General features: G+C 66.3%; 18 protein-coding genes. 9 read left to right on the top strand and 9 right to left on the bottom strand.

The features are described from left to right. Window positions 1-17: 17 nt before the first annotated feature. Window positions 18-1214, bottom strand: a complete 1197-nt coding sequence (locus IEX93_RS02830; protein ID WP_188846263.1) for a carbohydrate ABC transporter permease — start codon at window positions 1212-1214, stop codon at window positions 18-20. Window positions 1215-1245: 31 nt separating this feature from the next. On the opposite strand from IEX93_RS02830, the gene tsaB reads away from it, so the two are divergent. Then, window positions 1246-1794, top strand: a complete 549-nt coding sequence (tsaB, locus tag IEX93_RS02825; protein WP_188846261.1) for a tRNA (adenosine(37)-N6)-threonylcarbamoyltransferase complex dimerization subunit type 1 TsaB — start codon at window positions 1246-1248, stop codon at window positions 1792-1794. Between the two features lie 97 nt (window positions 1795-1891). Here the strand turns inward: tsaB and IEX93_RS02820 are convergent, their stop codons facing one another. After that, window positions 1892-2545: a flavodoxin family protein gene (locus tag IEX93_RS02820; RefSeq protein WP_188846260.1), complete on the bottom strand. Its 654-nt coding sequence runs from the start codon at window positions 2543-2545 to the stop codon at window positions 1892-1894. Window positions 2546-2583: 38 nt separating this feature from the next. Then, window positions 2584-2793, bottom strand: coding sequence for a hypothetical protein (locus IEX93_RS02815; protein ID WP_229906081.1), 210 nt, complete (start codon window positions 2791-2793; stop codon window positions 2584-2586). 33 nt (window positions 2794-2826) lie between these two features. Here IEX93_RS02815 and IEX93_RS02810 point away from each other — a divergent pair, with 33 nt between their 5' ends. The 3 genes from IEX93_RS02810 (at window position 2827) to IEX93_RS02800 (ending at window position 5623) form a co-directional block, all read left to right on the top strand. Further along, window positions 2827-3603: a TatD family hydrolase gene (locus tag IEX93_RS02810; protein ID WP_188846258.1), complete on the top strand. Its 777-nt coding sequence runs from the start codon at window positions 2827-2829 to the stop codon at window positions 3601-3603. Between the two features lie 113 nt (window positions 3604-3716). Then, on the top strand, window positions 3717-4985 hold the full coding sequence (gene aspS, locus IEX93_RS02805) for an aspartate--tRNA(Asn) ligase (protein ID WP_188846256.1): 1269 nt from the start codon (window positions 3717-3719) through the stop codon (window positions 4983-4985). Window positions 4986-5068: 83 nt separating this feature from the next. Beyond that, the gene (locus tag IEX93_RS02800; RefSeq protein WP_188846254.1) at window positions 5069-5623 is read left to right on the top strand and encodes a DJ-1/PfpI family protein; all 555 of its coding nucleotides are present in this window, start codon (window positions 5069-5071) and stop codon (window positions 5621-5623) included. Window positions 5624-5677: 54 nt separating this feature from the next. Here the strand turns inward: IEX93_RS02800 and IEX93_RS02795 are convergent, their stop codons facing one another. Genes IEX93_RS02795 through sdhC form a run of 4 tightly spaced genes read right to left on the bottom strand, consistent with a single transcriptional unit; the run spans window position 5678 to window position 8870 of the window. Continuing rightward, window positions 5678-6376, bottom strand: a complete 699-nt coding sequence (locus IEX93_RS02795) for a succinate dehydrogenase iron-sulfur subunit (RefSeq protein ID WP_188846243.1) — start codon at window positions 6374-6376, stop codon at window positions 5678-5680. A gap of 8 nt (window positions 6377-6384) precedes the next feature. Next, window positions 6385-8118 carry a succinate dehydrogenase flavoprotein subunit gene (gene sdhA, locus IEX93_RS02790; RefSeq protein WP_188846241.1) on the bottom strand — a complete coding sequence of 578 codons (1734 nt, stop codon included), beginning with the start codon at window positions 8116-8118 and terminating at the stop codon, window positions 6385-6387. Between the two features lies 1 nt (window position 8119). Beyond that, window positions 8120-8515: a succinate dehydrogenase hydrophobic membrane anchor subunit gene (locus IEX93_RS02785; RefSeq protein WP_188846239.1), complete on the bottom strand. Its 396-nt coding sequence runs from the start codon at window positions 8513-8515 to the stop codon at window positions 8120-8122. Beyond that, window positions 8505-8870, bottom strand: coding sequence for a succinate dehydrogenase, cytochrome b556 subunit (gene sdhC, locus IEX93_RS02780; protein WP_188846237.1), 366 nt, complete (start codon window positions 8868-8870; stop codon window positions 8505-8507). The genes IEX93_RS02785 and sdhC overlap by 11 nt, the downstream gene beginning before the upstream one ends. Before the next feature lie 286 nt (window positions 8871-9156). Here sdhC and speD point away from each other — a divergent pair, with 286 nt between their 5' ends. From speD to IEX93_RS02760, 4 genes are all read left to right on the top strand, one after another. After that, on the top strand, window positions 9157-9591 hold the full coding sequence (gene speD / locus IEX93_RS02775; protein WP_188846397.1) for an adenosylmethionine decarboxylase: 435 nt from the start codon (window positions 9157-9159) through the stop codon (window positions 9589-9591). A 94-nt stretch (window positions 9592-9685) separates the two neighbouring features. Continuing rightward, window positions 9686-10828, top strand: coding sequence for an NEW3 domain-containing protein (locus IEX93_RS02770; RefSeq protein ID WP_188846234.1), 1143 nt, complete (start codon window positions 9686-9688; stop codon window positions 10826-10828). A 1-nt stretch (window position 10829) separates the two neighbouring features. Beyond that, the gene (locus IEX93_RS02765; protein WP_188846232.1) at window positions 10830-11753 is read left to right on the top strand and encodes an ABC transporter ATP-binding protein; all 924 of its coding nucleotides are present in this window, start codon (window positions 10830-10832) and stop codon (window positions 11751-11753) included. Continuing rightward, window positions 11743-12699: an ABC transporter permease gene (locus tag IEX93_RS02760; protein WP_188846230.1), complete on the top strand. Its 957-nt coding sequence runs from the start codon at window positions 11743-11745 to the stop codon at window positions 12697-12699. The genes IEX93_RS02765 and IEX93_RS02760 overlap by 11 nt, the downstream gene beginning before the upstream one ends. Here IEX93_RS02760 and IEX93_RS02755 read toward each other — a convergent pair. Both IEX93_RS02755 and IEX93_RS02750 read right to left on the bottom strand, forming a co-directional pair. Next, window positions 12696-13076, bottom strand: coding sequence for a cupin domain-containing protein (locus tag IEX93_RS02755; RefSeq protein WP_188846228.1), 381 nt, complete (start codon window positions 13074-13076; stop codon window positions 12696-12698). The two genes, IEX93_RS02760 and IEX93_RS02755, sit on opposite strands and share 4 nt — an antisense overlap. Next, complete coding sequence (locus IEX93_RS02750; RefSeq protein ID WP_188846226.1) at window positions 13064-13690, bottom strand: phosphoribosyltransferase; 627 nt, start codon at window positions 13688-13690, stop codon at window positions 13064-13066. The genes IEX93_RS02755 and IEX93_RS02750 overlap by 13 nt, the downstream gene beginning before the upstream one ends. 80 nt (window positions 13691-13770) lie before the next feature. On the opposite strand from IEX93_RS02750, the gene IEX93_RS02745 reads away from it, so the two are divergent. After that, on the top strand, window positions 13771-14402 hold a 632-nt coding region (locus IEX93_RS02745; protein WP_188846224.1), incomplete at its 3' end, for an AMP-binding protein.

Raw genomic sequence — 14402 nt, 5'->3', positions numbered from 1 at the left:
CGATAAGACGCGCCGCCTTAGATCTCATAGTTCACCCGCTTCTCCAAAAGCCGCCGCTGGACCAGGGTCAGGACCAGGATCACCAGGAAGGTCACCATGGCGATGGCGCTGGCGTAGGAGAAGTCCGAGTCGCGGAAGCCCTTGTTGTAGAGGTAGAAGGTCAGGGTCAGGGTGTCCTGCAGCACCCCGCCCGTAGGGGTGAGGACGTAGACCTGGGTGAAGACCTGGAAGGCGCCGATGAGCCCCAGGGTGAAGAGGAAGAAGGTGGTGGGGGAAAGGAGGGGCCAGGTGATGAGGCGGTGCTTCTGGAAGAAGCTCGCCCCGTCCAACTCGGCGGCCTCGTAGTACTCCTTGGGGATGGCCTGAAGCCCCGCCAGGAGGATCACCACCTGGTAGCCCAGGAAGTGCCACACGCTCATGGCCATGACGGCCACGAAGGCCAGGCTGGGCCCCGCAAGGAAGCCTTGAAGCTCCACCCCCAAGGGGCGCAGAAGCAAGGCGAAGACCCCGGTGGGGGTGTTGAGCCAGTCCAGGCCCGGGGTGTGGAGGAGCCAGTTGAGGAAGCCGAACTCGGGGTGGTAGATCCAGCGCCACACGGCGGCCGCGGCGGTCAGGGCGGTGATGTAGGGAAGGAAGAAGAGGGTCCGGTATAGCCCAAGAAAGGCCACCTGGGTGTTGAGGAGGATGGCGACGAAGGTGGCGAGGAGAAGCCCCGTGGGCACGGTGAAGACCACGTACCAGAAGGTGTTGCCCAAGGCGCGCCAGAAGAGGGGGTCCTCCAGGAGGATCCGGTAGTTCTGGAGCCCGGCGAAGGCCGCGGGCCTGAGGAAGTTCACCCGGTCAAACAGGCTGAGGTAAAAGGCGTAGAAGGTGGGGAAAACCTGCCACACCAGAAGGAGGGCGAGGGCTGGCCAGACTAGGGCCCAGCCGTAAAAGGCGGCCTGGGCCTTCTCCGGAAGGGCCCGCCCCAAGGACAAGGCGGCGCCCAAGGGCCCGAGAAAAGCCAGGGGCGGGAAGAGCGGCGCCAAAAGCCCGAGGGCGAGGGGCACGGCCCGCCAACCTCCCCAACGGAGTCCCCAGAGGGCAAAAAAGAGGTACCCGGCCCACAGGCTCCACGCCCCCCAGGCGGGGAGAAAGCCCAGCCTTTGGGCGTAGAGGCCGAGGGCGAGGAACACCCCCACGCCCAAGGCCCAGTGCAGGGGATAGGTCCTCATTCCATGCCGGAGTATAGCAGGAGGCCCTAGGATGGGGAGGATGTGGACCCTGACCCTGGATACCGCCACCCCCTACCTCTCCCTGGGGCTTTTCCGGGGGGAGGAAGGGGTGGGCCGGGTGGTGCGCCTGGGAAGGCGGCACGAGGAGGCCCTCTTCGGCCTCCTGGAGGAGGTCTTGGCGGAGGTAGGGGCAAAGAGGAGCGAGATCGGCGCCCTGGTCCTGGGGGAAGGCCCCGGTTCCTACACGGGCCTAAGGATCGCCCTGGCGGCGGGGCTCGGGGTGGCCTTGGCCCAAGGGGCCAGGGTCTATGGGGTGCGTTCCCTCCTCGCCGCCTGCTGGCCCTTCCTGGAAGAAGGAGGGCCTCCCCTCACCCCCCTCTTCACCGCCCGAAACCGGCTCTACTACGGGGCCACCTACCTGAAGCGGGGGGGAAAGCCCGTGGAGGTCCTGCCCCCGAGGAAGCTCAAGGCGGAGGAGCTTCCCCAAAGGGGCCTTCTCCTAGACCCTCCCCCGGACCCCAGGGCCCTTTACGAGCTTTTGCCCTACGCCCGGGAAGGCCTAGAACCCCTTTACCTCTAAGCGGCCGCACGGTGGTTTCGTAACACGGGACACCCGAAATGGGGCTTGGGAAGCTCCTTTTGGGGCCCCCACCGCGGCGAAAGCCGCGGTGGGGTACTTAGTCCCCCGCCACCCGGGCCACGGAGGGCGAGCGGTAAAGGTAGCTGGGAAGGGGTTCTTGGAAGGAGGCCCCCCGGAGCCTCTCCGCCATGAGGACCAGGTTTTCCCCGGCGATCCGGGCGTCCTCCAGAAGCTCGGGGGTTTCCCTTAGGCTTCCCATCCCCTTTCGGTGGGCGTAGACCAGGCCCAGGGGGGCGAGGACGAAGCCCATGTAGCTCAAGGGAAGGAGCATCTGGGCCAAAGCCTGGCTCGCCCCCTCCTCCTCCGCCACCGCCAAAAGGGCCATGGGCTTGCCCAGGTTGAGGAGGCCCTGGTTCTCCATGGAGGTCATCCGCTCCAAAAGGGCCTTCATCCGAGCGGAGACGCTAAACCAATAGACCGGGGTGGCGAAGACCACGGCGTCGGCCCCTAGAAGTTTCTCCGCCACCTTGCCAAACCCGTCCCAGGGCCCCTGGACACAGGTCTCGGGGCCGCAGGAAGCGGGGTCTTGAGAGTAGTTCCCGGCGCAAAAGGGAAAGGGATACTTCACCAAATCCAGGCGCTCGGTGAGGGCCCCCTTGCGCCTGGCCGCCTCCAGCACCTCGTCTAAAAGCTCCGCCGTAAACCCGTCCGTCCGTGCCGATGCGTTGACGCCAAGCACGCGTAAACTCATAAATATCACCCGTATAAACCTCTTTTAGTATAGCACGCTTACTCCAAGGGGCGGAAGGCCCCGGCCACGAAGGGTAGGCCCTCGGAAACCTCCAGGAAGCGCCTCTCCCCGGTGCGGAGGTCGGTCAGGGCCAGGTGGGCGGTGTGGAAGGCCCCAAAGAGGCTTCCCGGAAGCCTAAGGGAGCCGCTCGGGGTCCACCCCCAGGAGGGCCGGGGCGCAGACCGCAAGGAGGAGAGCCAAAAGGCCATGGCTTGTCCCCCTTCTACGGTAGAGTGAGGCCCATGACCGACACCCACGCCCACCTGGACTTCCTGGAGCCCGAAGAGCTGGAGGAGGCCCAAAGGCACCTGGGGGAGCTCCGGGCCGTCCTCACCCTGGGGGTGGACCCAAGCCGCTGGGAAAAAACCCTAAACCTCGCCCAGGGGAACGTCTACGCCGCGGTGGGCCTCCACCCCACGAGCGCCCACCTCCTCTCCCCCGAGGTCATGGAGGCCCTCCGCCACTACGCCCAAAAGGAGCGGGTGCGGGCCATCGGGGAGACCGGTCTGGATTACTACTGGACCCCGGAGACAAAGGCCGCCCAGCTCAAGGCCCTGGACTTCCAGGCGGCCTTGGCGGAGGAGCTAGACCTTCCCCTCGTCCTCCACGTGCGGAGCCGGGACGGCAAGGCGGAAGAGGACCTGGCGGGCTGGCTCCTTCTCCACCGGCCCAAGCGGGTGGTCCTCCACGCTTTCTCCGGCCACCCCGCCCTCGAGGAAGCAGGCCTCAAGGTGGGCGCCTACTTCAGCTTCGCTGGCCCCCTCACCTACAAGAAGAACGAGGCCCTAAGGGAAGCGGCGAAAAGGCTTCCTGAAGAGCGCCTCCTGGTGGAAACCGACACCCCCTTCCTCCCCCCAGAGCCCCACCGGGGCAGGCGGAACCGTCCCCACCACGTGCGCTTCACCCTGGAGAAGCTCGCGGAGGTAAGGGGCCTTTCCTTCGCCGAGGCGGAGGCCCTCACCGACTGGAACGCCGCGGCCTGCTTCCGCTGGCTTGACCCCGGGGGCACAAACCCCTAAACTTAACCCCAACATGGGCCCTCTCATCGGCAACAACGCCGGCTAAGGGGGGCGAGGCACCAAGCCCCCCCGGTCCTCCATGGCCGGGGGGGCCAAAGCTTAAGGAGGCCGCCATGCGGGTACTGGTCAGAGACTTAAAGCAACACATCGGCCAAGAGGTGGAGCTTTGGGGGTTCCTCCACTGGCGAAGAGACCTGGGGAAGGTGCAGTTTCTCCTCCTCAGGGACCGAAGCGGGGTGGTCCAGGTGGTCACCGGCGGGCTCAAGCTCCCCTTGCCCGAGTCCGCCCTGAGGGTGCGGGGGGTGGTGGTGGAAAGCGCCAAGGCCCCGGGGGGCCTCGAGGTCCAGGCCAAGGAGGTGGAGGTCCTCTCCCCCGCCCTCGAGCCCACCCCCGTGGAGATCCCCAAGGAGGAGTGGCGGGCGAACCCCGACACCCTCCTGGAGTACCGCTACGTGACCCTAAGGGGGGAAAAGGCCCGGGCCCCCCTCAAGGTCCAGGCCGCCTTGGTGCGGGGCTTCCGCCGCTATTTGGACCGGCAGGACTTCACCGAGGTCTTCACCCCCAAGGTGGTGCGGGCGGGGGCCGAGGGGGGGAGCGGGCTATTTGGGGTGGACTACTTTGAGCAAAGGGCCTACCTGGCCCAGTCCCCCCAGCTTTACAAGCAGATCCTGGTGGGGGTCTTTGAACGGGTCTACGAGGTGGCCCCCGTGTGGCGCATGGAAGAGCACAACACCAGCCGCCACCTCAACGAGTACCTCTCCCTGGACGTGGAGATGGGCTTTATCGGCAGCGAAGAAGACCTCATGCGCCTAGAGGAAGAGCTTTTGGCGGAGATGCTGGAAGAGGCCCTGCAGACGGCGGGGAACGAGATCCGCCTCCTGGAAGCAGCGTGGCCCTCCTTCCCCAAAGACATCCCCCGCCTCACCCACGCCGAGGCCAGAAGGATCCTCAAGGAGGAGCTGGGCTACCCCGCGGGCCAGGACCTCTCCGAGGAGGCGGAGCGCCTCCTGGGGGAGTACGCCAAGGAACGTTGGGGCTCGGACTGGCTCTTCGTCACCCGCTACCCCCGCTCGGTGCGCCCCTTCTACACCTACCCCGAGGAGGACGGCACCACCAGGAGCTTTGACCTCCTCTTCCGCGGCCTGGAGATCACCTCGGGAGGCCAGCGCATCCACCGCTACGAGGAGCTTCTGGAAAGCCTGAAGGCCAAGGGCATGGACCCCGAAAGCTTCCGGGGGTACCTGGAGGTCTTCAAGTACGGCATGCCCCCCCACGGGGGCTTCGCCATCGGGGCCGAGCGCCTCACCCAGAAGCTTCTGGGCCTCCCCAACGTCCGCTACGCCCGGGCCTTCCCCCGGGACCGGCACCGGCTCACGCCCTGAGGCAGCGTAAGCGCGACCACATAGGTGGGCCCGGGAAAAGCTTAGGATAAAAATCGGCTCGGAAGAGCCGGAGGGAGGTAGGCATGAAGGTCCTGATTCTCGCTGGAGACGCCGCAGAAGCCCTAGAAACCTTCTATCCCCTGCAAAGGCTTCAAGAAGAGGGTTTCGCTGTCCACGTGGCCGCGCCCCGGAAGAGGGTCATTCAAACGGTGGTCCACGACTTTGAACCACTTATGGAAACCTACACGGAAAAGCTGGGCTACCGCCTGCAAGCAGACCTCAGCTTCGCTGAGGTGGACCCCGAGGCCTACCAAGGCCTCTACATCCCAGGCGGGCGCGCTCCGGAGTGGATCCGCACGGAACCTAAAGCCCTGGAAATCGTCCGTCACTTCTTCCAAGCCAACAAACCCGTGGGCACCCTCTGCCACGGGCCTTTGGTCCTTACCGCCGCCGGGGTAGTGAAGGGACGCCGCCTGGCGGCCTACGGCGTGCTCAAACCCGACGTAGAAATAGCGGGCGGCATCTTTGTGGACGATGCCCCCGTGGTGGACGGTAACCTGGTCTCGGGTCGGGCATGGCCCGACAACCCCGCCGTCCTCAAGGCCTTCATCCGCCTTTTGAAGGAAGGCGTAGCCTAGCTCCCAAGACCAAACGCGCCCCGGGGGTCCCCCGGGGCGCGCCCTTTATCGCCTTTAGAAGTGGTCAAAGAGGATCTCCCGCTTCACCTCCTCTATGAGCTGGGTCACGGGAATCTCCCGGGGGCAGGCCTCGGTGCAGTTGTAGGCGGTACGGCAACGCCAGACCCCGCTTCCCGAAGCCAGGGCCTTGAAGCGCTCCCTCTTCCCCCGGTCGCGGGAATCAAAGATAAAGCGGTGGGCCTGGACGATGGCGGCGGGGCCGATGTAGGTGCCGTTCACCCAGAAGACGGGGCAGCTCGTGGTGCAGCTGGCGCAGAGGATGCACTTGGTCCCCTGGTCAAACCGGGCCCGCTCCTCGGGGGACTGGAGCCTTTCCCTTTGGGGCGGGGGCTCGTCGTTGATGAGGTAGGGCTTCACCGCCCGGTAGGCGGCGAAGAAGGGCTCCATATCCACGATGAGGTCCTTCTCCACCGGGAGGCCCCGGATGGGCTCCACGGTGATGACGCTCCCCAGGTCCTTCACCAGGGTCTTGCAGGCCAGGCGGTTCCTTCCGTTGATGAGCATGGCGTCGGAGCCGCAGATGCCGTGGCCGCAGCTCCTTCGGAAGGCCAGGGAGCCGTCCTGGTACCACTTGACCTTGTGAAGGAGGTCCAGAACCCGGTCCCAGGGCTCGGCCTCCACCTGGTAGGTCTCCCAGTGGGGCTTCTTGTCCTTGGCGGGGTCAAAACGCAGGATCTTGAGCGTAACTTGCATGGAGCCTCCTAGTAGGTGCGGGGCTTGGGCTCAAAGCGGCCCAGAACCACGGGCTTGTAGCGGAAGGCCACCTTGCCGTCCTCCACCTTGTAGGCCAGGGTGTGCTTGAGCCAGTTCTCGTCGTCCCGCTCGGGGTAGTCCTCCCGGGCGTGGGCCCCCCGGGACTCGGTGCGGTTTAGGGCGGAGTGGACCAGGGCCTCGGAGACCTCGAGGAGGTACCCAAGCTCCAAGGCCTCCACCAGCTCGGTGTTGTAGGCGTCCCCCTTGTCGTCAATGGAGATCCGCTTGTAGCGGTCCATGAGCTCTTTAAGGATCTCCACCTGCTTTTGCAAAAGCTCCCCGGTGCGGAAGACGGAGGCGTTATCCATCATGGACTGCTGGAGCTCGGCCCGAAGGACCGCCACCTTCTCCTTGCCGGTGGAGTTCTTGATGCGCTCAATGCGCTCGCGGCTTGGGCCCAGGTGCTCCTCGGTGAGCTCGTGGTAGTCGGCGTCCTTGGCGAAGCGGGCGGCGTGGATCCCAGCCCGGCGCCCGAAGACCACCAGGTCTCCAAGGGAGTTCGTCCCCAAGCGGTTCGCCCCGTGGAGGCTCACGCAGGCCGCCTCCCCGGCGGCGTAAAGCCCGGGGACCACGGTGTTCTTCTCGTCCTTGATCACCTGGCCCCAGAGGGTGGTGGGGATCCCCCCCATGGCGTAGTGGGCGGTGGGCATCACGGGAACGGGCTCCTTCAAGGGGTCCACCCCCAGGTAGATGCGGCTGAACTCGGTGATGTCGGGAAGCTTCTTCTCAATGACCTCGGGGGGCAGGTGGGTGAGGTCCAAGAGGACGTGGTCCTTCTTGGGCCCGCACCCCCTCCCTTCCCGCACCTCCAGGTACATGGCCCGGGAGACCAGGTCCCTTGGGGCCAGGTCCTTGATGGTGGGGGCGTAGCGCTCCATGAACCGCTCCCCCAGGGCGTTCCGAAGGATCCCCCCCTCCCCCCGGGCCCCTTCCGTGAGAAGGATGCCCAAGGGGTAAAGCCCCGTGGGGTGGAACTGGTAGAACTCCATGTCCTCCAAGGGAAGCCCCTTGCGGTAGAGAATGGCCTGGAGGTCGCCGGTGAGGGTGTAGGCGTTGGAGGTCACCTTGTAGATCCGCCCGAACCCCCCGGAGGCGATGACGATGGCCTTGGCCTGGAAGAGGTGAAGCTCCCCGGTGGCGAGCTCCAGGGCCACCAGGCCCTTGGCCACCCCGTCCTCAATGATGACGTCGGTGACGTGGAACTCGTTGTAGAAGGTGATGTTGTGCTTGACGCACTGCTGGTAGAGGGTCTGGAGGATCATGTGCCCGGTGCGGTCGGCGGCGTGGGCCGCCCGGTGCACCGGGGCCTTCCCCCAGTCCTTGGTGTGGCCCCCGAAGCGGCGCTGGGCGATCTTGCCGTTGGGGAGGCGGTCAAAGGGGAGGCCCATGTGCTCCAGCTCAATCACCGCCTCAATCACCTCTTTGGCGAAGACCTCGGCGGCGTCCTGGTCGGTGAGGTAGTCCCCCCCCTTGACCGTATCGAACATGTGCCACTCCCAGTGGTCCTCCTCCACGTTGCCGAGGGCGGCCCCTATGCCCCCCTGCGCCGCCCCGGTGTGGCTCCGGGTGGGGTAGAGCTTGGTGACCACGGCCACGTCGGCCCCTTCCCGCGCCGCGTAAAGGGCGGTGGCGAGGCCCGCCCCGCCCGCGCCCACCACGATGACCTCGTGCCTGTGCGCCATACTAGTTCACCCCGAAATCGTGGTTAAAGAGGGAAAGGCTCCCCAGGAAGAACAGGAAGGCCAAAAGCCCGTAGACCACCACCTTGGTCCAAAACCGCTTGGCGGGATCCCGCACCCAGTCGTCCAGCACGTAGCGCAGCCCGTTCCCCCCGTGGAGGAGGGCCAGGGCCAGGATCAGCCAGTCGTAGACCTTCCAGGTGGTCTGGGAAAGTCTCTTGGCCACGTACTCGTAGTCAATGGAATTTAGGTCCACCAGGACGGCGTTCATCCACATGTGGCCGATGAGGAGGAAGACCAGCACCAGCCCGGAGATGCGCATGAAAACCCACCAGTAAAGTTCCAGGTTGGTGCTGGCCTCGAGCCTCGCCTCCTGGTAACGCTTGGACTTAATCGCCATGGCTCCCTCCCAGGATCCCGCCCCCTATCTTGAGGAGGAAGGGCAGGTAGAAGACCACGAAAAGGACCCAAACCGCGTACCAGAGCTGCCTCTGGTAGCGCACGCCCCAGGCGGTAAAGTCCATGAGGATGATGCGGAGGCCGTTGAACCCGTGGTACAGCACCCCGGCGATCAGGACGAGGAGGCCGAGCTGGAACACGGGCTGGTGGTAGAACTTCATGAAGGCGTTGGACACCTCAGGCCCCCACATGGCGCTGGCGATGTTGAGGACGTGGAGAATCAGGAAAACCAGGATGCCGATCCCCGAGATCCGGTGCAGGTAAAAGGCCCACTGCCCTTCTCTTCCCCGGTACATGGCACCTCCTTGCCGACGGTTATGATACCACCTTCCCTCCCCGTCCTCAGTGTAGGCCAGGGCCGCTTCTTATACCCCACCCCCGTAAAAGAGAGCGATGGCAACGAAGGCGTGCCCCCAAGCCCCCCCTTCCCCCTCCCCACCTCCTACCCCCCAGGACTCTCCCAGAAGGGGCCTCGGGTTTTCCCGCCTCGGCACGAGGTATTGACAGGGGGGGGAGGGGGGGGCATAATGGGGGGCGTGCCTCGGGGAATACCCCGGGGGGCACGGGAAGGAGGTGGAGACGGTGGAACTCTTCGGTTTCGGCCCGCACCTGATGGTGGACGGCTACGACGCCAACCCGGCCAAGCTCCGGGACGCCGAGTTGGTGCGCCGCATCCTGGACGAGCTCCCTGAGGAGATGGAGATGACCAAGGTCCTCCCCCCCTTCGTCTACAGCTACGGGCCGGACGGGGAGGACGGGGTCACGGGCGTGGTGATCATCGCCGAGAGCCACATCGCCATCCACACCTTCCCCAAGAAGCGCTTCCTTTCCGTGGACATCTTTTCCTGCAAAGCCTTTGACATGGCCAAGGCCCTGAAGAAGCTCGCCGAGGTCTTTGAGATCGGGCGCTACGAGACCTACATGATCCACCGGGGCAAGGAGTTCCCCAAGGACCCCGAGCTGGCCAAGAAGATCGTCTTGGGCGAGCGGGAATACCTGGAGGCCCGGGTCAGCTAAAGGGCTCCTTTTCCCCCCTTCCCCGGGTGCGCCCCGGGGATTTTTCATGGACCCCTCATCTTTTCCCCCTAGGCTTGGTTTGGGAGGCTCAGGTATGGTGCGCGTGATCTTCGCCCTTCTCGTGGCGTTGGGTGGAGCCTTGGCCCAGAACTACCGGGGACTCGCCCTGGGCACCAGCTACCCCGAGATGGGGATCCAGCCCGGGGAGACGGTGAACCTCACCCTAACCCTAAAGAGCTACGGGCTTCCCCCGGGCGTGGTGCGCCTCTCCCTGCCCCAGGTGCCCGAGGGCTGGCAGGCGACCCTGATCGGAAACGGCCGGCTGGTGCGGGCGGTCTACCTCGCCCCCGACGGTGAGGCCACCCTCACCCTGAGGCTCCAACCCCCCAAGGAGGTGCGGCCCGGCACCTACCGCTTCCTGGTGCGGGCGGAGGGCCTGGGGCAGACAGCGAGCCTCCCCATCGGCCTGGTGGTGGGCGAGGGGCTTCCCCAAAGGCTTAGCCTCGAGGCCGAACTCCCCATCCTCAAAGGCCCCCCCACCAGCTCCTTCCGCTACCGGGTGACCCTGAGGAACGAGTCCGACCGGGACCTCTTGGTCTCCCTGGAGTACCAGGCTCCCCAGGGCTTCCAGGTGAGCTTCACCCCGGCCTTCTCCAGCCAGCAGGTGACGAGCCTGCCCTTAAAGGCCGGGGAGAGCCGGGACCTGGACGTGGAGGTCTCCCTGCCCCGGGACACCCAGGCGGGCACCTACGCCGTGCGGGTGCGGGCGGTGGCCGGGGAGGCCCGGGCCGAGCTTGGGCTTACCCTCGAGGTCACCGGCAGGCCCGAGGTCCGCTTCACCACGCCCGACGGGAGGCTCTCCGGCCGGGTGGTGGCGGGGCGGGAAAACCCAGTGAAGCTCACGGTCAAAAACGAGGGGAGCGCCCCTGCCAAGAACCTCTCCTTCAGCGCCCTAGAACCCTCGGGCTGGGAGGTGAAGTTTGAACCCGAGAAGATTGAGGCCCTAGACCCCGGCCAGGAACAGGAGGTGACGGCCCGCATCAAACCCTCCCCCAAGGCGGTCACCGGGGACTACATGGTGACCCTCTCCCTCACCGGGGACGAGGGGGTCTCGGAGAGCCTGGACTACCGGACCACCGTGGTCCGCTCCAGCCTCTGGGGCCTGGTGGGGGTGGGGATCATGGCCGTGGCCCTTTTGGTCCTGGGCTTCGCCGTGAACCGCTTCGGCCGGAGGTAGCATGGCGGTCATCCAAACCCGCGGCCTCACCAAGCGCTACGGCCGGGTGGTGGCCGTGGAGGACCTGAACCTGGAGGTGGAAGAGGGGGAGGTCTTCGGCCTCTTAGGCCCCAACGGCTCGGGGAAGACCACCACCATCCTTATGCTCCTGGGCCTCACCGAGCCCACCTCGGGGGAGGCCCGGGTCCTGGGGCTGGACCCCATGCGGGAGCCCCTAAAGGTCAAGGCCCGGGTGGGCTACCTCCCCGACCAGGTGGGCTTTTACGGGGAGCTCTCCGCCTGGGAGAACCTCCGCTACACCACCCGCCTCCTGGGCCTTCCCGAGGCCGAGGCCAAGGCCCGCATTGAGGAGGTCCTGAAGCGCATGGGGCTTTGGGAGGTGAAAGACCGCAAGGTGGCGGCCTTCAGCCGGGGGATGCGCCAGCGGCTAGGCCTCGCCGAGGTCCTCCTCAAAAGGCCCAAGGTGGCCATCCTAGACGAGCCCACCCTGGGCCTGGACCCCGAGGCCGCCCGGGAGTTTTTGGAGCTCATCAAGGGCCTGAAGCGGGAGGGGATCACCGTCCTCCTTTCCAGCCACCTCCTCCACCAGGTCCAGGAGATCTGCGACCGGGTGGGGCTTTTCCACAAGGGAAGGCTCGCCTTGGTGGGCACGGTGGAGGCCCTGGCCCAGCAAGTCCTGGGAGGCGGGTACGAGATCCTGGTGGAGGCGAGCCCGGGCCTGGAGGAGGCCTTCCAGGCCCTGGAGGGGGTGGGCCGGGTGGAGGCCGAGGGAGGCCGCTACCGGGTTTTGGCGAGCCGCGACCTAAGGCCCGAGCTGGCCCGGATCGCCGTGGAGCGGGGAAGCCTCTTGGGGCTTTCCCTGCGCAAGCCGAGCCTGGACGAGGTCTACGCCCGTTACTTCCAGGAGGTGGCCCATGCGGCGTGAAGGCTCCCCTTGGACCGGTCTTTGGGCCGTCTTCTTCAAGGAGATGGCCGACCACCTCTCGGGGCTGAGGATGCGGATCCTCGAGGCCCTCATCCTCCTCTCCGCCCTGGCCGCCGTCTACACGGGCACCCAGACCCTAAGGCAGACGGTGGGGGAGGACCCCTACCTCTACCTCAAGCTCCTCACCACCGCCCAGGACCCCCTGCCCTCCTTCGTGGGCTTCCTCTCCTTCTTCGTGCCCCTGGCGGCCATCGCCTTGGCCTTTGACGCGGTGAACGGGGAGTACGCCCGGGGAACCCTTTCCCGGGTCCTCTCCCAGCCCATCTACCGGGACGCCCTCCTCTTCGGCAAGTTCCTGGCGGGCCTGGGCACCCTGACGGTCCTCCTCCTGGCCCTCTTCCTCCTGGTGGTGGGCCTGGGGCTTTTCACCCTGGGGGTGCCCCCGGAGGCGGAGGAGATGGCCCGGGCCTTCTTCTTCCTCCTGGCCACCTTAGCCTACGCCGGCGTGTGGCTGGCCTTGGCCCTCCTCTTCTCGGTCCTCTTCCGCCAGCCCGCCACCGCCGCCCTGGCGGCCATCGGGGTTTGGCTCTTCTTCGCCGTCTTCTTCCCCATCCTCACCGACCTGGCGGCCAGCGCCCTCCTCCTTCAGGCGGACCCCTTTGACCCGGAAAGCCAGCTTAGGCAAGCCAACCTGGCCCTCTGGGTCTCCCGCCTTTCCCCCAACACCCTCTACGCGGAAAGCCTCACCGCCCTCCTCAACCCGGCGGTGCGCTCCTTGGGGCCTATCCTCATCACCCAGTTGGAAGGGGCGGTGTTGGGCACCCCCTTGCCCCTTTCCCAAAGCGTGCTTTTGGTCTGGCCCCAGCTCACCGGGCTTTTCGCCCTGGCGGTCCTCCTCTTCACCCTGGGCTACGTGGTCTTCCAGCGGCAGGAGGTGCGGGCCTAGTCCTCCAGCCACTCCGTGGCGTAGCCGCTCGTCTTGGGGATGACGCAGAGGAACTCCACGGGCTCGGGGCCCTCGTTCACGTAGGCGTGGGGGGTGTCCGGGGGGATATAGACCGCCTGGCCTGCGGACACCTCCCGCACCTCCTCCCCCAAAAGGACCTTCATGCGCCCGGAAAGCACGTACTGCTCGTGCTCAATGGTGGGGTGCTTGTGCTTGGGGATGCGGCCGCCCGGGAGCAGGGTGAACTTGCGGGTGATGAAGTGGGGGGCCCCGTCCTCGGGGCCGATGAGCACCTGGATAAAGGCCTTCTCCCCCCGCTCCACGGGCCGGGCCTCCACGCTGGCCGCCTGCTTGACCACGGGCCTCACGCCGCCCATTGTAGCAAAAGGGCCTCCACGTCCTCGTCGGTGACCTCGCTGAAGTCCAGGTAATAGGCCCCCACCGCGGCGAAATCGGGGGGGGCGTGGAGGGCCACCACCTCGGCCCTCTCCTTTAGCCTTTCCAAGGCCTCGGGGCTTCCCACGGGCACCGCCACCACCACCCGCCGGGGGCCCTCGGCCAGGACCACGGAGAGGGCCGCCTCCATGGTGGAGCCCGTGGCCACCCCGTCGTCCACCAAGACCACGTCCCGCCCCTTCAGGGGCACCTTGGGGCGCACCTTGCGGTAGCGGGCCGCCCGCTTGCGGAGCACATCCTTCTGCCGGGCGGCCTCCCGCTCCAGATAGCTCTCGTCGGCGTACTGGAAGGCGTAGGGCCGAAGGACCAAGGCCCCGTTTTCCCCCACCGCCCCCAGGGCAAACTCCGGGTTACCCGGGGCCCCCACCTTGCGCACCAGGATGACGTCCAGCTCTCCCCCAAGGCGCCTCGCCACCTCGTCGGCCACCACCACGCCGCCTCGAGGAACCCCCAAAACCACAGGGGCTTCCAGCCCCAAGGGCTTCAAGGCCTCGGCCAAGCGGGCCCCGGCCTCCCTGCGGTCGCGGAAGCGCATACCCTTATGCTACATCCCCGGGGACCCTTGAACCCGGTACAAGGGTTCTGGTAGCCTAAAGGGGCAAAAGGGAGGAAAAAATGGCCGAGGTAAGCGCCAAACCGTGGCTCACCCACTACGACCCCGGGGTTCCCGCAGAGATAGAGGTGCCGGAAAAACCCCTCTGGCACTTCCTGGAACAAAGCGCCCAGCGCTTTTCCAAAAACATCGCCCTAGACTTCCTGGGCAAGACCCTCACGTACGAGGCCCTCTGGGATCTGGCCCGGCGCTTCGCCCAGGGGCTTAAGGACTTAGAGGTGGCCCCGGGGGACCGGGTGGCCATCATGCTTCCCAACACGCCCCAGTTCGTCATCGCCTTCTACGGCACCCTCCTAGCGGGAGGCGTGGGGGTGAACGTGAACCCCCTCTACACCCCGAGGGAGCTACGGCACCAGCTCAAAGACGCCGGGGCGGAGACCCTGGTGATCCTGGACCACCTTCTCCCCCGCTTTTTGGAGGTGGAAAAGGAGGTGCCGGTGAAGCGGGTGGTGGTCACGGGGATCCGGGACTTCCTCCCCTTTCCCAAGAACCTCCTCTACCCCCTAAAGGCGAAAAGGGACGGCCTCCCCTTAGGCTTCCCCAAGCGGGAGGGCTTTTTCGCCTTCACCCATCTCCTGAAGCGCCCCCCCGCCACCCCCCACCCCGCCAAGCCCGACGACCTCGCCCTCCTCCA

Origin of the sequence: Thermus composti (assembly GCF_014647535.1) — a bacterium.
GTDB classification, from domain to species: Bacteria; Deinococcota; Deinococci; order Deinococcales; family Thermaceae; genus Thermus; species Thermus composti.
Note: the sequence above shows the minus strand (reverse complement) of the source record. Positions and strands in the feature narration are given on the sequence as shown.